The organism is Conexibacter sp. JCM 18997, from assembly GCF_055391915.1.
The window spans coordinates 3681369-3697120 of record NZ_AP043885.1 but is presented as its reverse complement, the minus strand read 5'-3'; the positions used below and the strand labels follow the sequence as shown (position 1 = coordinate 3697120).

Below are 15752 nucleotides of genomic sequence, written 5' to 3'. Positions count from 1 at the left end.
TGGACTTCCGTGACATGCGCGCGACCGTATCGTGCTGATGACGAGCAGTCAATAACGCGCTGTCAGCAGTGTTCGTGGCACTATCCGGCGCGATGGAAGGGGCTCCCCGACAGCACGTCCTCGAGCTGCTGCGCGTCGACGCCGAGGCGCTGGCCGTCTGGCGGCTGCTGGACGAGGCGGGGGTCGACGCGGTCCTGCTGAAGGGCGCGACGCTGGAGCGCTGGCTGTACCCCGACGGCGGGCGCGCCTACGGCGACGTGGACCTGGCCGTCGACCCCGGCCGCTTCGCCGAGGCCGAGGCGGTGCTGGCGGCCACCGGGCGCGCGCGCGACAAGGAGGCGCCCGACGAGCACTCGGTGCACTGGACCGCCGACGGCGCGGTGACCGTCGACCTGCATCGCAGCTACGCCTACGTGACGGCGGGGGCGCCGGCGTTCTGGGCGGCGCTGTGGCGCGAGCGCGAGCCGTTCACGCTGGCGGCGGGCGAGCTGCGGGCGCCGTCGATCCCGTTCCGGGCGCTGCTGGCCGCGCTGCACTACCCGGTCCACGCGGCGCACCGGCACGTGGCCGAGGACCTGCGCCGGGTGATCGCGCAGCTGCCCGACGCGCAGTGGGCGCAGGTCGGCGAGCTGGCCGACGAGCTGGGCGCGCGCGACGGGCTGACCACCGCGCTGCGGGGGATCGACGGCGGCGCGGCGATCGCCGATCGCCTCGCCCTGCCGGCGCGAGGCGGCCGGGCCATCGAGCTCGATCTGGTGGCCGCTCCGGCCGTGGCCCAGCGCCTGCAGGAGATCGAGGACGCGCCGGACACGACGTCGCGGCTGGCCATCCTGGCCCGCCGCGTGCTGCCGCCGGCCGACGAGCTGCGCCGTCACCACGCGCTGGCCCGGCGCGGGCGGCGTGGGCTGATCGCCACCTACGCGCTGCGGCCGCTGCGGCTGCTGCGCGACGCGCCCGAGGGGGTCGCCGCCTGGCGCGACGACGACCCTCCACCGGCGGTGTAGCGCGCTACTTCGGCGTGTCGCCGCTCACGTCTGCGTCCCCATGGGGCGGCGTGGTCCCCGACGCGATGGGTGGCGCGTATGGGGCGGCGGGGTCGGGCTGCGGCGCGCTGCCGTTGATCGCCGAGCCGGCCGCGGGTTGTCCGGGATCGGGAACGGGGGTCGTGTCCGGAAAGGGCGCGGGCTGGGCCGCGTCCCCCTTTCCGCCCACCTTGGAGCGGATCGCCTGCAGCGTGACGATCGCCACGATCGCCACGGCGGCGCCCTTGACGATCTTGCCGCTGCGCTTGCCGGCCCACACGGCGGCCGCGGTCTTAGGCGCCTGCTGCACGGCCTTGGCCTTCGTCACCTTCTTGCCCGCCTTGCCGGCCGCGCGTACGGCCTTCTGCTTCTTGCTCTTGCTGCGTCCGGGGATGAGGCCCATGGAAGTCGCTCCTGTGTTCGAAGTCTTCCCACACGGCTACCCGATCCAGCGGACGATCAACGTCCGGCGTGTCGGGCAGGCTCGCGCCCATGGCTCAAGAGATGCTCGTCGACCACCTGTACCTGCGCCTCGACGGGCGGGTCTTCGAGGTGCTGTCGGACCAATCCGACTACGCCAAGCGCATCCACGTCGACTCGCTGATGGTGCGCGTCAAGGGGCCCGAGCGCGACGGCGGCTACAAGGTCCAGATCGGCATGGAGAAGGACGGCGAGTGGTTCCCGGCCGGCGGCGCGGTGCGCGCCAGCCTCGATGCGACCGAGTTCGAGCGCTTCGAGCGGCTGGTCGCGGCGGCCGAGGCCGCCCGGGCGGCCGGACCGGAGCCCTGGTGAGTCAGTCGACCTGGCGCAGCCAGGCGACGGTCTGCGCGATGCCCTCGTGCACGCCGATGCGCGACTCCCAGCCCAGCAGGCGCTTGGCCTTCTCGACCGAGGGCCAGCGGCGCACGACGTCGACCGGGAAGCTGGGCAGGTGCTCGAAGCGCAGCGCGGCGGGATCGTTGCCGCACTCCTCCCAGATGACCGCGGCGATCTCGGCCACGGTCATCTCCTCCGCGGCGGAGATGTTGAAGTCCTCGTGCAGGCCCGCCGGGCTGGCCATCGCGGCGACGATCCCGTCGGCGATGTCGTCGGCGTGGGTGATCGTCCGCGTCTGCGTGCCGTCGCCGAAGATCGGCAGGGGATCCGCGCCGGCCAGCACCTTGCGGATCACGTCGGGGACCATGTGCGCGATGCCCGGCTCGTCCTCGGGCATCTCGCCCGGGCCGTAGGCGTTGAACGGGCGGCAGATCGTGAAGGGCAGGCCGTGCTCCTCGTGGGCGGCGCGCACCCACACCTCGCCGGCCAGCTTGCTGAACCCGTAGGCGCTGCGCGGCATCGGCACCGACCACACGTGCTCCTCGGTGGTCGGGTACTCGGTCGCGCGCTCGAAGACCATGCTGCTGGACACGTAGACGAAGCGCTCCACGCCGGCGTCGATGGCCGCGCCGACGACGCCGTTGTACAGCGAGCTGTTCACGTCGGTCAGCGTGTAGGGCAGCTTGTGGAAGTTGGCGATGCCGCCGACGATCGCCGCCAGGTGGATGACGTGCGTGCAGCCGTCGATCGCCGTGCGCGCCTGCGCGCGGTCGCGCAGGTCGCCGGTGTGGACCTCGCAGCCCTCGCGCACCCACTGCGGCGGCGTGCGCTGGTCGGACACGCGCACGTCCCAGGCGGGGTCGCCGAGCAGGCGGCGCACCACGGCCTGGCCGATCGTGCCGGCGCCGCCGGTGACGAGAACGCGGCTCACGCTGAGGGAGAGAGCGCCTGGATCTCGGCCGCGTAGGAGAAGACCTGCGCGGCGCCGAAGCCGTTCCAGGGATCGACGACCAGCGCGTTCTCGCGGGCCTGGCTGCGGATCGCCCGCAGGGCCGCCGGGCTGCAGAACTCGGGGTGGTTGGTGGCCATGATCACCACGTCGGCGGCGTCGATCGCCTCGTCGAAGCTCGACGTCGGCGTGGCCACGTGCGGGTCGTGCACGGTCACGTCGGCCAGCTCGCGCTCGAGCAGGCGCACGAGCTTGTGGGCCAGCGAGTCGCGCTCGTCGTCGGTGCCGGCCTTGAAGGCCAGGCCGAGCACGGCGACCTTCTTGCCGCGCAGCTTGCCGATCCGCCGCTTGATGCCCTCGACCAGGAAGCGGGGCACGGTCTCGTTCACGCGGTGGACGGCCAGCAGCATGCCCGGCGCGGGCGAGCGCTCCTCGGAGAAGGCGAAGTCCTTGCGCAGGCAGGTGCCGGCGGTCAGGCCCGGCATCGCCATCCCGCCGCGCGGGTAGTCGCGGTTGATCAGGTCGATGACCTCGAAGACGTTCGCGCCGTGCTGCTCGCAGTCCATCATCAGCAGGTTGGGCAGCGCGAAGTTCGCGTAGCGCAGGATGTTCGTCCAGATCTTGGCCAGCTCGGCCTGCACCGGCGTGGTCTGCACGATCGGCGCGCCCAGCACCGCGAACAGCGTGGCCGCGACCTCGCCGGAGCGCTCGCCCACCCCGCCGATGATGCAGGGCAGCGTGCGCGCCTCCTCGAAGAAGCGTCCGGCGGCGATGCGCTCGGGCACGTGCGCGACGAACACGTCCTCGCCGACCGTGAAGCCGCGGTGCTTCTCCAGGTACCCGGCCACGAACTCGGTCGTCTCGGGCGCCACCGTGGAGCGCAGGTGCAGCGCGTGGCCCTCGCTGAGCACCGGCAGCAGGTCGTCCAGCGCGGAGCGGATGTCGCGCATGTCGATCTCGATGTGGCTGAAGGCCGGCGTCCCCAGCGTGAGCACGATGTGCTCGGCCTGCGCGGCGTCGGAGACGCGGTCGCTGAGGCCCAGCTCGACGCGCTGGAGGATCTCCTGGGCGCCGGGCTCGTCGAACGGCATGCGCTGCTCGCGCAACGCGGCCAGGCGCTCGGGGTCGTTGTCGATGCCCAGCACCCGCAGGCCCGCGTCGGCGAAGGAGAGGGCGAGCGGCAGGCCGATGCGGCCCAGGCCGACGATGGAGACGTCGTAGCGCACGACGACTCAGGCTATCGGTGGCGTTGCGCGTTCCACTGACGCGCGAAGGCGGCCACGAAGAGCGGGTTGTACCGGGCGTAGCGCCGCCACAGCCGCTTGGGCTCGTGGGCCAGGCGGTAGACCCACTCCAGCCCGCTGGCCTGCATCCAGCCCGGCGCCTGCGGCACGAGGCCGGCGTGGAAGTCGAAGGCGGCGCCGACGCCGGCCAGGATCGGCGCGTCGAGGCGGTCGCGGAAGGCGTACATCCACTGCTCCTGCTTGGGCTGCCCGGTGCCCACCCACACGACGTCGGCGCCGGAGCGCGCGATGTCGTCGACGACGAACCGCTCCTCCTCGGGCGTCAGCGCGCGGAACGGCGGCGAGTAGCCGCCGACGATCTGCAGCCCGGGGTAGCGGCGCCGCAGCTCGTTGACCAGCTGCACGAGCGCGCCCTGGTTGCGGCCGCCGTACAGGTAGTGGCGGGTGCCGGTGCGCGTCGAGCGCTCCAGGTAGGCGGCCATCAGGCTGGGCCCGTACACGCGCGAGGCGTCGGCGTGGCCGAGCGCCTTCAAGGCCCACACCAGCGGCTGCCCGTCGGGCACGGCGAGCACGCGCGGGTCGGCGATCGCCGTGCGCGTCGCCTCGTCCTCGCGGGCGACCATCACCAGGTGCACGGCGGCGGCGGTGACCATCGCCTTCTCGCCCTCGGCCACGACGGCGTCCATCCAGTCCATCGTGCGCTCGTAGTCGGTCAGCGCGAGCGGCACGCCGACCACGGGCTGCGCGGGCGGGCGCAGCGCGGCGGCCCCGGGCGGCGCCGGGTTCGGGGAGTGCTCTGGGTCGAGGGAAGAGGTCATCGGACGGGGGACAGTCCGTAGCTCAGACGGGCGACGCACCCGAAGGTGTCGCAGTTTGCCCGTCTTCGGGCTCGGGTCGATCTGTCCACCCTACTGCGTGCGGGTGTCGTAGAGCTCGACGTTTGCGGCGTGTCCGGGTGCGTGGGCGAGTCGCGCATCGCAGGTCACCAGCGGGACGTCGAGCGCCTCGGCCAGCGCGACGAACACGGCGTCGTACGCGGTCAGGTTGGCGCGCAGCTGCCAGACGCGGTCGTTGAGCGGCTCATGCGGATAGCGCACAAGCGCCAAGGTCGCGAAGTCGCTGCGCAGGTCCTGGGCCCGATCGGCCGAGATCGCACCGCGTTGGATCAGACGGCGCAGCGCGTGCAGCAGCTCGATGTCGACGAGGTGCGGCGCGTGCAGGTCGCCGTCGGCGCCCAGCCGCCGGCGCAGCGCCTCGCTCGGGCTGAGCAGGGCGGCGGCGATCGCCGACGTGTCGACGACGAGCACGCGCCTCAGGGCCGGTCGCGACCGTCGCGGACGGCGGCGACGATCGCCTCGACGTCCACGGTGCCCGACCGCCCGGCGGCGCGCGACAGGACGTCGGCGGCCGGCGGGCGCCGGGCGACGCGCGCGAGCTCCTCGAGCACGTAGTCCGACAGCGACGTGCCGGCGGCGGTCGCGCGGGTGCGCAGCTCGCGGTGGACGTCATCCGGGACGTTGCGGACCTGGATCGTCTTCACCGCGCCGATGCTACCAATCTGGGTGCGCCGCACCCAAAATGCATGTAGCCTCGGCCCCGATGGAGTCGTCCGACGCGCGCGAGGGCCAGGCGGCGGCGCGCGGCGGCGCGCTGCGGGCCGGCGGCTTCCTGGCCGGCCAGCTGCTGACCGTTGGCGCCGTGGCGCTGCTGTTCCGCCACCTCGGCGTCGACGACACCGGCCGCTACGTGACGGTGCTCTCGTTGGTGGCGATCGTCCAGGGGCTGACCGACCTCGGGCTGACCACGCTCGGCGTGCGCGAGCTGTCGACCGCCCCGGAGGGCGCGCGGCGGCCGCTGCTGGCCGACCTGCTCGGCCTGCGCCTGGCCGCGACCGTGGCCGGCGTGGCGCTGGTCGTGGCCTTCGCCGCGGCCGCGGGCTACGGGTGGACGATGGTCGCGGGCGCGGCGCTGGCCGGGATGGGGCTCGTCGTGCAGAACGTCGGCACGACGCTGGGCATGGACCTGCTCGTGCGTCTGCGCGCGGGCCGCATCGCGCTGGCCGATCTCGTGCGCCAGGCCACCGCCGCGGCGCTGATCGTCCTGGGCGTCGAGCTCGGCGCCGACCTGCTGGCCTTCTTCGCGGTGCTAGTGCCCGCGGCGCTGGCCGGCTTCGTGGTCGTGGCGCTGGGCGCCCGGCGCGTGGCGCCGGGGCGCGAGCCCCGCCGGTGGGCGCCGCTGCTGCGCGCGACGATCCCGTTCGCGATCGCCGCGGCGGCCAGCGCGCTGTTCTTCCGCGTCGCCGTGGTCGAGATGTCGCTGCTGGCCAGCGAGCGCGACACCGGCCTGTTCGGCGCCTCGTTCCGCGTGGTCGAGGTGCTGTCGACGCTGCCCGCGCTGGCGGTCAGCGCGATCTTCCCGGTGTTCTCGCGGCGCGCCGCCGTGTTCGAGCAGGAGGAGGGCCTGGCCTCGGCGGTGAGCACGACGACGCTGGCCTGCGCGGCGGCCGGCGTGGGGCTGGCGCTCGGCCTGGCGCTGGGGGCGCCGGCGGTGATCGAGGTCGTGGCCGGACCGGACTTCGACGGCGCGATCCCCGTGCTGCGCATCCAGGGGCTGGCGCTGGCCGCCTCCTTCGTGGCCGCGCCCTGGGGGTTCGCGCTGCTGTCGCTGGGCCGCGAGCGGACGCTGATGTGGGTCAACGTGGTCGGCGTGGGCGTGGCTGCCGCGGTCGGCGCGGTGCTGATCACCGCGGACGGCGCGCGCGGCGGCGCGATCGCCACGGTCGTCGGCGAGCTGGGCCTGCTGATCGCGTTCGGCGTCGCGCTGGCGCTGGTGCGGCCGGCGCTGCGGCCGGCGTGGTGGCCGCTGGCGCGTCCGTTGATCGCGGCCGGCGTCGGGGCGCTGGCCTTCCTGCTGCCGGTGCCCGCGGTGCCGATGGCCATCGCCGGCCTCGTCGCCTACACGGTGGTGCTGGCGCTGCTCGGCGGCCTGCCGAGCGCGCGCATGTTCAGGCCGGCTCGCGCTGCCTGAGCGGCTCGGGTGCGCCGACCGCGGTGCGATCCAGCCACACCGGATCCGCGCGCCGGTCGATGCGCCGGCGCTCGGCGCCGCGCCGTTCGGTGCCCTGGAAGCGCGCCGCGACGCGCGCGTCGTCGCTGCGCCGCTCGGCGTGCCGGCGTCGGCGATGTCGCCGCCCGACCCGGACCCGACGCGTCAGCACCCGCCGCTCCATCGCGTTGTCTTCCAGCTTCGCGGCCCGCCCGATCATCGCCAGCATCCCGACGACGATCACGGCAAGGCCGACCCACCCAAGCAGGACCCAGCCCATCACTCCCATGCCGGGCACCTTGGCAGACGAAGCGCCAATAAGCCGCCGATCTGGCGCGAACGGGCCATGTCGTGTCACACCCAAAACACGACGCCGTCGCATAGGCTCGCGTCCGTATGAGGACGAGCGACGCTTCCGGCCTGGCCCGTGAATGGCTGGAGGAGATCGAACGGGAGTGGTCGCGCTACTGCCCGCAGCCGGCCACGCCGGATCTGCGCGAGCGGCTGCAGGCCGCCGCCGGCGCGCACCTGGCCCGCAACGTCCCCGACATCGGGCGCAACCAGACGGCGATCGTCCGGGCCACGTTCCTGCCCACCGACACGCCCGTCGTGGCCGTGGCGCTGACCGCGGTCGAGCTGTACGCGACGTGGATGGGCGGCCTGGCCGCCGGGCCGGCGGGCGCGTTCACCATGCGCACCGAGTGGCTGCCGCTGGAGCGCATCCGCCGGGTGACCACCGCGTCGGTCGATCCCGGCGTCGCCGCGCCCGAGGGCACGCCCACGGGCACGATCTGGACCTTCACGCTCGATCGCGACGGCCCGCTGGTCGTGCGCGGCGAGCACAACGAGCTGCGCCCGGACTTCGGGCAGCGGTTGTTCAGCGCGCTGCGCCAGCCGGACGGCGACCGGCCGCGCAGCTCCTGGCCCCACCGCTGACGCTCGTTCAGCTCCGCGGCCTCGCGGCCGATGAACCGGTTCGATGCGTATCGCCATTGCCGTCCTCGCCGCCGCGCTGCTGACCGCGCCCGCCGCCGATGCGGCGGTCCAGCGCGCCCCGATCTCCAAGAAGCGCTACCCCGGCGGGATCGTCGTCCGTCACGAGCGCGTGACGATCGCCGATCGCACGTCGAACGTCACCACGGTGACCATGCCCAAGCCCGGCCGCGGCCGTGTGCTGGAGCCGATCCTGCCCGGCGCGGTCGTCTCCAAGGGGACGATGACCACGAGCAAGGCCTCCAAGGAGCTGGGCCGCTACGGCACCGCCGTGGCCATCAACGCGGACCTGTTCGAGTACGCCTCCGGCCAGTCCAGCGGGATGCTGATGATCGACGGCGAGCTCTACAACCAGCCCCAGGGCGGGCGCCCCGCGCTGTCGATCGACTACGACGGCCGGATCACGCTCTCGACCCCGCGGGCGCGCGGCTCGCTGACGCTGCCCGGCGGCCGGAAGGTGCCCTTCGAGGTCAACGTCAAGCGGCCCGACTCGCTCGTCACCTACGACACCGGCTGGGGTCCCAGCGCACCGGCCGGCGGCGACGCCGGCGTCGTGCTGCGCGTCGGCCCCGGCTCCAGCCTGAAGCACAAGCCGACGGCGATCCTGGCCACCGCGCCGCAGATGCGCGTGGTCAAGACGGGCCGCGGGACCCTGCGGATCCCCACCGCGTCCAGCAGCGACATGCTCTTCCAGGCCTACGGCTCGGCGGCCAAGCAGCTCAAGCGCCTGCGCCGGGGTCAGCGGGTCGGGATGCGCTACACCGTCGGCCCGCTGACGGCCAAGACGCGCTACGCGATCGGCGGCGGGCCCGTCCTGATCCGCGACGGCCGGATCGTCTACCGGCGCGCGGCCAACCGCGAGTTCAGCGACGGCCAGCTCGTGCCGCCCGACGCGCGCACCGCCGTCGGGCAGACCAAGGACGGCCACGTCATCTACTACGTCGTCGACCAGGGCGCCGGCTCGGCCGGCTTCACCGTGCCCGAGATCGCCCAGGACCTCAAGAGCCGCGGCGCCGATCGCGCCATGGCCTTCGACTCGGGCGGCTCGACCGCGGTCTCGATCAACGGCCAGGTCCTCAACCAGCCGTCCGACGGCTACGAGCGTCCGGTCGGCACCGTCCTCACGTACCTGGTCACGAAGAAGAGCAACCGCAAGCCGATCGGCGCCGTGCGCGTGGCCAAGCCGGCGGCCGGCGACGTCGTGCCGCAGCTGTCCTACACGCTCAAGCGCCGCGCGCGGGTCGACGTGCGCCTGCTGGACCCCTCGGGCGAGACCTACCTGGTCACGGACGGCGTCGAGCGCGCGGGCACGCACGCGATCGCCACCCCCGCCAAGCCGCGCGCGGGCCGCTGGACGGTGGAGGTCCGGGCCCCCGACTCCGACGACCGGGTCGTCCACCCGTTCACGGTGGCCCGCAAGCCCGGCCCGACGACGGGGGCGGCAGCCGCCGGCGCGCCCACCGTCGGCGCGCCGCTGGTCGAGCAGCCGGTGCGCCAGGCCGCGACGACCACGCCGGCGGCGGCCACGCCCGCCGTCGCGGCGGCCGCCGACGGCTCGACCTCGCCGTGGGCATGGATCGCGGCCGGTGCCGGCGCGCTGGCCCTCGCCGCCGTCGCGCTGCTGGTGGTGCGCCGCCGCCGCTCGTAGCGACACCCCCGGCGGCTACCCTCCGCTCGCATGAGCATCGGGATCGTCGGCCTGGGCTACGTCGGCCTGCCTCTGGCGGTGGCTTTCGCCGAGGTCGGTCACGACGTCGTCGGACTCGACGTCGATCAGCGCAAGATCGCCGCCCTGCGCGCGGGCGACTCCTACGTGGAGGACATCACCTCTGACCGCTTGCGCAGCGTCGACGGCCGCATCAAGGCGACCACCCGCCACGCCGACCTGGCCGGCACCGAGGCGATCGTCATCGCCGTTCCGACGCCGCTGACCCACAACCGCGAGCCGGACCTGGGGCCGCTGCTGGACTCCGCGCGCGCCGTGGCCGGCGTGCTGCAGCAGGGGCAGCTGGTCGTGCTGGAGTCGACGACCTATCCCGGCACCACGCGCGAGCAGCTGGTGCCGCTGCTGGAGGAGTCGGGCCTGAAGGCGGGGCGCGACTTCCACCTGGCCTTCAGCCCCGAGCGCGTCGATCCCGGCCGCACCGACTTCACGCTGCGCACGACGCCCAAGGTGGTCGGCGGCCTGACCGACGCCTGCCGCGACCGCGCGCTGGACCTGTACGGGCGGGTGTGCGACACGCTGGTGCCGGTCTCCACGCCCGAGGTGGCCGAGCTGACCAAGCTGCTGGAGAACATCTTCCGCAGCGTGAACATCGCGCTGGTCAACGAGCTGGCCATGCTGACCGACCGGATGGGCATCGACATCTGGGAGGTCGTCGACGCGGCGTCGACCAAGCCCTACGGGTTCATGCGCTTCGAGCCGGGCCCGGGCATGGGCGGCCACTGCCTGCCGGTGGATCCGTTCTACCTGAGCTGGCGCGCGCGCGAGTTCGACATGACGACCGAGTTCATCGAGCTGGCGGGCAAGATCAACCAGCAGATGCCCTACCACTGCGTGGCCCGCGTCGAACGCGCGCTCAACGACCAGGGCAAGGCGGTCAACGGCGCGAAGATCGGCCTGCTCGGCGTGGCCTACAAGGCGGGTACGGCGGACACGCGCGAGTCACCGGCGCTGAAGATCGTCGCGCTGCTGAAGGCGCTCGGCGCCGATCTGCACTACCACGACGCGTTCGTGCCCGAGCTGCGCGAGCACGGCCTGCACAACGAGCCGCTGGACGACGTCGTCGACGGTGCCGACCTCGTGGTGATCGTCACCGCGCATCCCGGCATCGACCACGCCGAGGTCGCCGGCCGCGTCCCCGCCCTCCTGGACCTGCGCGGCGTCACCCGCGGGGTCACCACCGGAAACGTGATCCGCCTGTGAGCCTGCGCATCGGGGTCGTCGGCCTCGGCTACTGGGGCCCCAACCTGGCCCGCAACTTCGACGCGATGGCCGGCAGCGAGCTGGCCTGGCTGTGTGACGGCCGCGAGGAGGTGCGCGCGAAGTTCGCCGCGACCTACCCCAACGCGCGGCTGACCGCCGACCTGGAGGACCTGCTGGGCGACGACACGCTCGACGCGATCGTCCTGGCCACGCCGGTCCCCACCCACGCCGACCTGGCCGTGCGCGTGCTCGACGCGGGCAAGCACTGCTTCGTCGAGAAGCCGCTGGCGCTGACCGTGGTCGACGCCGAGCGCGCGCTGGACGCCGCGCAGCGGGCGGGCAAGGTGCTGATGGTCGGGCACCTGCTGCAGTACCACCCGGGCGTCAACAAGCTCAAGGAGCTGGTCGACTCCGGCGAGCTGGGCGAGATCCGCTACATCTACGGCAACCGGCTCAACCTCGGGCAGATCCGCACCGAGGAGAACGCGCTGTGGTCGCTGGGCGCGCACGACATCTCGGTGCTGCTGCACCTGGCCGGCAACGAGGAGCCCTACGAGTTCTCCTGCCGGGGCGAGAGCTACATGACGCCGGGCGTCGAGGACGTGGTGTTCGGGTTCATGCGCTTCCCCTCGGGGATCGCCGCGCACCTGCACCTGAGCTGGCTGGATCCGCACAAGGAGCGCCGCTTCACCGTCGTCGGCTCGCAGAAGATGGCCACGTTCGACGACATGGACCTCGAGCGCAAGGTGACGATCTACGACAAGGGCTTCGACGACTTCGTCATGCGCTCTCGCGACATCTGGTCGCCCAGCGTGCCCAAGGCCGAGCCGCTGCGCCTGGAGTGCCAGCACTTCCTGGACTGCATCGAGAACGGGACCACGCCGGTCTCCGACGGCGCCTCCGGCCTGCGCGTCGTGCGCGTGCTCGAGCGCCTGCAGGACGAGCTCGAGCTGACCCGGCGCGAGGTGACCCATGGGTGAGCCGGCGCTCGGCGAGGGCGTGGTCGTCGGCGAGGGCGTGTCCTTCGGCGAGAACGTCGTCGTGCACGGCGGCACGATCATCGGCGCCGGCTGCGTGATCGAGGACAACGTCGTGCTCGGCAAGGTGCCCAAGCTGGCCCGCTCCAGCGCCGCCGCCGGCCGGCCGGCCCCGCCGCCGCTGGAGATCGGCGAGCGCGTCACCGTGTGCAGCGGCGCGATCCTGTTCGCCGGCGCGCGCATCGGCGACCGGGCGATCATCGGCGACCAGACCTACGTGCGCGAGCGCGCCCAGATCGGCGCGGACACGGTCATCGGCCGCGGCACGTGCGTCGACAACGACGTCACCGTCGGCGCCCGCTGCAAGGTCCAGACGATGGTCTACCTGACCGCCCACTCGCTGCTGGAGGACGACGTCTTCGTCGGTCCCTGCGCGATGACCACCAACGACGACACGATGAGCCGCCACGGCAAGGAGTACGTCCTGCGCGGCGCGACGCTGCGCCGGGCCAGCCGCATCGGCGGCGGCGCGGTGCTGACCCCCGGCGTCGAGGTCGGCGAAGAGGGCTTCGTGGCGGCCGGCGCGCTGGTCACGCGCGACGTGCCGGCTCGAGGCGTGGCGCTCGGCGTGCCCGCGCGGGTGATCCGCGACGTGCCCGACGAGGACCTGCTCGAGCACTGGCGCTAGTGCCCCGAGTCAGCTGCCGCCCACGCGGCGCAGCGCGGCGAGGGTCACCGGGCCGGGCAGCGGATCGTCGTCGCCGGCCAGCATCAGCACCTGCGCGTGGCGGCCGCTGGCCTGGGCGATGATGTCCAGGTAGTCGGTGCTGTCGCCGCGCTTGATGCGCAGTCGGCGTCCCGAGGCGTCGTCGCCCAGGAGCCGGTCGGGCACGCTCTGCAGCGACACGTCGGACCGCGGGTCGCCGGAGGCCAGCAGCTGCGACAGGCAGCTCATGCTCTTGGCCGACAGGACGTCGCGCACGGCCGCGGCGGCGTCGGCGGCGTTGGCCTGCAGCTGGTCGACCGCGCCGACGCCCTCGGCTCCGCCGTGGCGGGTCAGCAGCGACGCGCGCACGACCGACGGCGCCAGCAGGTCACCGGTGTCCGAGCAGCCCGCCGGCGGGTCGCCCTCCATCATCAGCTGACCGGCGCGGCCCAGGTCGGTGGGGTCCTGGCTGGTCACCCAGTCGTCGCCCGGGAGCTCGCTCGGGCGCAGCGCGGGCGGCTGCGTGGCGGGATCGAGCGTGGGTGGCGCGTGGCTGTCGCTGTCCCCGTCCCCGTCGGCGTCGGTGGTGGGGTCGATCGGGTCCGGCGCCCCGAAGCCGAACCGCACCTCGCCGACGATGTCGTCGTCGTCCTTGGTGATCGTGACCTTGGCCGTGCCGTTGCAGTCGAAGTGGTTGGCCCCCGTGGTCGGCGCGTTGTAGGCGCAGGAGACGTTGACGCCGGGGTTGATGAACTGCATCAGCGTGTGGCAGCCGTAGGTGGGGACGGGAATGCCGAAGTTCGAGAACGTCGTGCCCTCGTTGGTGGGCAGGCCGACGGCGGCGAAGGCGACGAACACGGCCATCGCCGTCGGGCTGGGCAGCAGGGGCGTGTAGAGCACGGGACGCACCGAGCTCTGCGTGCCGGTCTGGTTGAAGCCGATCAGGATGCAGGTGTCCTTCCAGGCCCAGGCGTCGGCTCGTGGCGGGTGGGCGGCCTGCACCGCCAGGAGCGTCGCGCACACCAGCGCGGCGGCGGTGACCAGTCGCGTTGCCCGTCCAACCCGTGCTGCGTTCATCGGTGGCCTCTCCTTGCCAGCTGTGATGATCGGCGTAACTCAACCGAGCGATGTTCAGTAAGTCAAGTGCTGGTCCGCACGCGAACATCCGTGAGCGCAGCCCCAGAATCTGGACGATCGTTCGAGCGGGAATCCGGATCTGAGGCAGTAGCGTCGCGGACCGCATGCTGACCCGTCTGTGCCGTACCACGCTCGCCGTTGCCGCTGCGGCCGCCCTCGTCCCCGCTGTCGCCGACGCCGCACCGCGCGCGCTGTACGCGATCAGCACCGCCACCGCGCCGCCGTCCGTGGAGGCCTACGCGGTCGGCAGCGACGGCGAGCTGACGGCCATCGGCAACACCAGCACCGGCACCGACACCCCGACGGACCTGGCCCTCTCGCCCGACGGGCGCTTCGCGTTCATCGCGCTGGACAGCCGGGCCGGCGGCGGCGTCGAGGTCCTGCGCGTCCGCGACGACGGGCTGCTCGAGCACGACACGCGGGTCGCGGCCGGCAGCTCGTCAACCGCCGTGGCGGTCAGCCCGGACGGGCGGTTCCTGTACCTCGGTGACTACGGCGGGACGGTGCGGACGTTCTCCATCGACGCCGACGGGCAGCTCGCCGCGGTCGGCGGTCCGGTGGCCGGCCCGGCCGACGTGACCGACATCGCGGTCAGCCCCGACGGCGGCCACCTGTACGTCGCCTATCCCGACTTCGTCGACCCCGTCATCGGGACGTTCGCGCTGGGCGCCGACGGCACGCCGAGCGGGCGCGTCGACACGTCGGTGTCCGGCGGGTTCGGCTCGCCCCAGGCCCTGACGATCACCACCGCGCCGCTGCGCCTGATCGTGCAGGACGCGGCATGGATCGAAGCGCCCGCCTACCCGATCGCCGCCGACGGTTCGCTCGGCGCGCCGAGCGCGCTGTCGCTCGGCGGTTTCGCCGGCGGTCCGGTGGCGGCCAGCCCGGTCGGGCCGTTCACCTTCGCCGTGCGCGACAACGGCGCCCGCACCTCGATCAAGACCTTCGCCAACGGCGCGTCGATGACCGACGTGGCCACCTTCGGGTTCGGCTCGCGGATCGCCTACGGCGGGCTGGCGGTCAGCACCGACGCGGGCACGCTCTACGTCCGCGACCGCGACGCGAACCTGATCCGCCGCTTCACCGTCGACGACACCGGGGCGCTCGCGGAGGCCGACGGCGGCGTCGCCGTCGGCCCGACGAACTACCTGACCGGCGCGGTGGTCCTCTCGCCCGACCAGCCGCCGGCCGCCAGCTTCACCGCCGAGCCGGTGAACAAGACCGTCGCGCTCGACGCCACCGGCTCGACCGATCCCGACGGCGACATCGTCCGCTACGACTGGGACTTCGGCGACGGCACGACGCTGGCCGACGGCGGGCCGATCACCGCGCACGACTACGCCGACTACGGCACCTACACGGTCACGGTCACCGAGACCGACGACCAGGGCTGCTCCACGCAGCGCACCTACACGGGCGCGACCGTGTCCTGCAACGGCGGTGCCGGGGCCGGGGCGACGCGCACGGTGACGGTCGCGCCGCCGTTCGTCCCGCTGCCGGCCGCGCCCGTCGCGCCGACCAGCCCGAGCGTCGATCCGCTGCCGGTCACGCCCGCCGCTTCCAGGGTCGCGCCCGAGCTCACCGGCCGGGGCGCCGGCGTGGTGCGCGCGACCCGTGCGGGCCGCGTCACCCTGCCCGAGCTGACCGCCGTGTGCACGGCCGGGGCCGGCCCGTGCGACGACGCCGCGGTGGCGGTCAACGCGACGGTCCGCGGCCGGAAGGTCACGCTCGGGAAGGGAACCTTCTCGCTGGCCGACGGGCAGAGCGGGCGGATCGCGCTCACGCTGCCCCGATCGGGCCGCCGGCTGCTGGCCGGAGCGCGCCGGCTCGAGGTCCAGGCGGTCGTCGTGCTGCGCAACGCCGCGACGACCTCGGAGGCCCGGCGCACGACGACCTTCACGCTGCTGGCGCCGCGTCGGCGCTGACCGCGGGCGAAA

Annotated in this window: 17 protein-coding genes; 9 read left to right on the top strand and 8 right to left on the bottom strand. The window is 73.5% G+C overall.

What is annotated here, in order from left to right; translation table 11 throughout:
* Positions 1-92 precede the first annotated feature (92 nt).
* Entirely contained in the window at positions 93-1004 is a 912-nt protein-coding gene (locus ACZ5UI_RS18645) for a nucleotidyltransferase family protein (protein WP_464189683.1), read from the top strand.
* 4 nt (positions 1005-1008) lie between these two features.
* Here ACZ5UI_RS18645 and ACZ5UI_RS18640 read toward each other — a convergent pair whose 3' ends face one another.
* Positions 1009-1425: a hypothetical protein gene (locus ACZ5UI_RS18640; RefSeq protein ID WP_464189681.1), complete on the bottom strand. Its 417-nt coding sequence runs from the start codon at positions 1423-1425 to the stop codon at positions 1009-1011.
* A gap of 89 nt (positions 1426-1514) precedes the next feature.
* Here ACZ5UI_RS18640 and ACZ5UI_RS18635 point away from each other — a divergent pair, with 89 nt between their 5' ends.
* Positions 1515-1814, top strand: coding sequence for a hypothetical protein (locus tag ACZ5UI_RS18635; protein WP_464189679.1), 300 nt, complete (start codon positions 1515-1517; stop codon positions 1812-1814).
* Between the two features lies 1 nt (position 1815).
* Here the strand turns inward: ACZ5UI_RS18635 and ACZ5UI_RS18630 are convergent, their stop codons facing one another.
* The 5 genes from ACZ5UI_RS18630 to ACZ5UI_RS18610 form a co-directional block, all read right to left on the bottom strand.
* Complete coding sequence (locus ACZ5UI_RS18630; RefSeq protein WP_464189677.1) at positions 1816-2769, bottom strand: NAD-dependent epimerase/dehydratase family protein; 954 nt, start codon at positions 2767-2769, stop codon at positions 1816-1818.
* Complete coding sequence (locus ACZ5UI_RS18625; RefSeq protein WP_464189674.1) at positions 2766-4013, bottom strand: nucleotide sugar dehydrogenase; 1248 nt, start codon at positions 4011-4013, stop codon at positions 2766-2768. Before ACZ5UI_RS18625 ends, ACZ5UI_RS18630 begins: the two co-directional genes overlap by 4 nt.
* 11 nt (positions 4014-4024) lie before the next feature.
* The gene (locus ACZ5UI_RS18620) at positions 4025-4849 is read right to left on the bottom strand and encodes a WecB/TagA/CpsF family glycosyltransferase (protein ID WP_464189672.1); all 825 of its coding nucleotides are present in this window, start codon (positions 4847-4849) and stop codon (positions 4025-4027) included.
* 90 nt (positions 4850-4939) lie between these two features.
* Positions 4940-5338: a type II toxin-antitoxin system VapC family toxin gene (locus tag ACZ5UI_RS18615; RefSeq protein ID WP_464189670.1), complete on the bottom strand. Its 399-nt coding sequence runs from the start codon at positions 5336-5338 to the stop codon at positions 4940-4942.
* A 5-nt stretch (positions 5339-5343) separates the two neighbouring features.
* A complete protein-coding gene (locus ACZ5UI_RS18610) occupies positions 5344-5571 on the bottom strand; it encodes a FitA-like ribbon-helix-helix domain-containing protein (RefSeq protein WP_464189668.1) in 228 nt (75 codons plus the stop codon).
* Positions 5572-5630: 59 nt separating this feature from the next.
* On the opposite strand from ACZ5UI_RS18610, the gene ACZ5UI_RS18605 reads away from it, so the two are divergent.
* Positions 5631-7058, top strand: coding sequence for an oligosaccharide flippase family protein (locus ACZ5UI_RS18605; protein ID WP_464189666.1), 1428 nt, complete (start codon positions 5631-5633; stop codon positions 7056-7058).
* On the opposite strand, the gene ACZ5UI_RS18600 is transcribed toward ACZ5UI_RS18605, so the two are convergent.
* Entirely contained in the window at positions 7036-7356 is a 321-nt protein-coding gene (locus ACZ5UI_RS18600) for a hypothetical protein (protein ID WP_464189664.1), read from the bottom strand. The two genes, ACZ5UI_RS18605 and ACZ5UI_RS18600, sit on opposite strands and share 23 nt — an antisense overlap.
* A gap of 116 nt (positions 7357-7472) precedes the next feature.
* On the opposite strand from ACZ5UI_RS18600, the gene ACZ5UI_RS18595 reads away from it, so the two are divergent.
* Genes ACZ5UI_RS18595 through ACZ5UI_RS18575 form a run of 5 tightly spaced genes read left to right on the top strand, consistent with a single transcriptional unit; the run spans position 7473 to position 12660 of the window.
* Positions 7473-8012 (top strand): hypothetical protein, encoded by a 540-nt coding sequence (locus ACZ5UI_RS18595; protein WP_464189662.1) that lies wholly within the window; start codon positions 7473-7475, stop codon positions 8010-8012.
* Positions 8013-8055: 43 nt separating this feature from the next.
* A complete protein-coding gene (locus ACZ5UI_RS18590) occupies positions 8056-9717 on the top strand; it encodes a phosphodiester glycosidase family protein (protein WP_464189660.1) in 1662 nt (553 codons plus the stop codon).
* A gap of 30 nt (positions 9718-9747) precedes the next feature.
* Positions 9748-10995 carry a nucleotide sugar dehydrogenase gene (locus tag ACZ5UI_RS18585; protein ID WP_464189658.1) on the top strand — a complete coding sequence of 416 codons (1248 nt, stop codon included), beginning with the start codon at positions 9748-9750 and terminating at the stop codon, positions 10993-10995.
* The gene (locus ACZ5UI_RS18580) at positions 10992-11975 is read left to right on the top strand and encodes a Gfo/Idh/MocA family protein (protein ID WP_464189655.1); all 984 of its coding nucleotides are present in this window, start codon (positions 10992-10994) and stop codon (positions 11973-11975) included. Before ACZ5UI_RS18585 ends, ACZ5UI_RS18580 begins: the two co-directional genes overlap by 4 nt.
* Positions 11968-12660: an acyltransferase gene (locus ACZ5UI_RS18575; protein WP_464189653.1), complete on the top strand. Its 693-nt coding sequence runs from the start codon at positions 11968-11970 to the stop codon at positions 12658-12660. Before ACZ5UI_RS18580 ends, ACZ5UI_RS18575 begins: the two co-directional genes overlap by 8 nt.
* 9 nt (positions 12661-12669) lie before the next feature.
* Here ACZ5UI_RS18575 and ACZ5UI_RS18570 read toward each other — a convergent pair whose 3' ends face one another.
* Positions 12670-13755 carry a hypothetical protein gene (locus ACZ5UI_RS18570; RefSeq protein WP_464189651.1) on the bottom strand — a complete coding sequence of 362 codons (1086 nt, stop codon included), beginning with the start codon at positions 13753-13755 and terminating at the stop codon, positions 12670-12672.
* Positions 13756-13919: 164 nt separating this feature from the next.
* Here ACZ5UI_RS18570 and ACZ5UI_RS18565 point away from each other — a divergent pair, with 164 nt between their 5' ends.
* On the top strand, positions 13920-15740 hold the full coding sequence (locus tag ACZ5UI_RS18565; RefSeq protein WP_464189648.1) for a PKD domain-containing protein: 1821 nt from the start codon (positions 13920-13922) through the stop codon (positions 15738-15740).
* Positions 15741-15752: the final 12 nt, after the last annotated feature.

Coding starts and splice junctions, on each gene's coding strand:
- ACZ5UI_RS18590 (WP_464189660.1), top strand. CDS start 8,056: ATGCGTATCGCCATTGCCGTCCTCGCCGCCGCGCTGCTGACCGCGCCC.
- ACZ5UI_RS18595 (WP_464189662.1), top strand. CDS start 7,473: ATGAGGACGAGCGACGCTTCCGGCCTGGCCCGTGAATGGCTGGAGGAG.
- ACZ5UI_RS18620 (WP_464189672.1), bottom strand. CDS start 4,849: ATGACCTCTTCCCTCGACCCAGAGCACTCCCCGAACCCGGCGCCGCCC.
- ACZ5UI_RS18605 (WP_464189666.1), top strand. CDS start 5,631: ATGGAGTCGTCCGACGCGCGCGAGGGCCAGGCGGCGGCGCGCGGCGGC.
- ACZ5UI_RS18565 (WP_464189648.1), top strand. CDS start 13,920: ATGCTGACCCGTCTGTGCCGTACCACGCTCGCCGTTGCCGCTGCGGCC.
- ACZ5UI_RS18575 (WP_464189653.1), top strand. CDS start 11,968: ATGGGTGAGCCGGCGCTCGGCGAGGGCGTGGTCGTCGGCGAGGGCGTG.
- ACZ5UI_RS18570 (WP_464189651.1), bottom strand. CDS start 13,755: ATGAACGCAGCACGGGTTGGACGGGCAACGCGACTGGTCACCGCCGCC.
- ACZ5UI_RS18600 (WP_464189664.1), bottom strand. CDS start 7,356: ATGGGCTGGGTCCTGCTTGGGTGGGTCGGCCTTGCCGTGATCGTCGTC.
- ACZ5UI_RS18585 (WP_464189658.1), top strand. CDS start 9,748: ATGAGCATCGGGATCGTCGGCCTGGGCTACGTCGGCCTGCCTCTGGCG.
- ACZ5UI_RS18645 (WP_464189683.1), top strand. CDS start 93: ATGGAAGGGGCTCCCCGACAGCACGTCCTCGAGCTGCTGCGCGTCGAC.
- ACZ5UI_RS18635 (WP_464189679.1), top strand. CDS start 1,515: ATGGCTCAAGAGATGCTCGTCGACCACCTGTACCTGCGCCTCGACGGG.
- ACZ5UI_RS18640 (WP_464189681.1), bottom strand. CDS start 1,425: ATGGGCCTCATCCCCGGACGCAGCAAGAGCAAGAAGCAGAAGGCCGTA.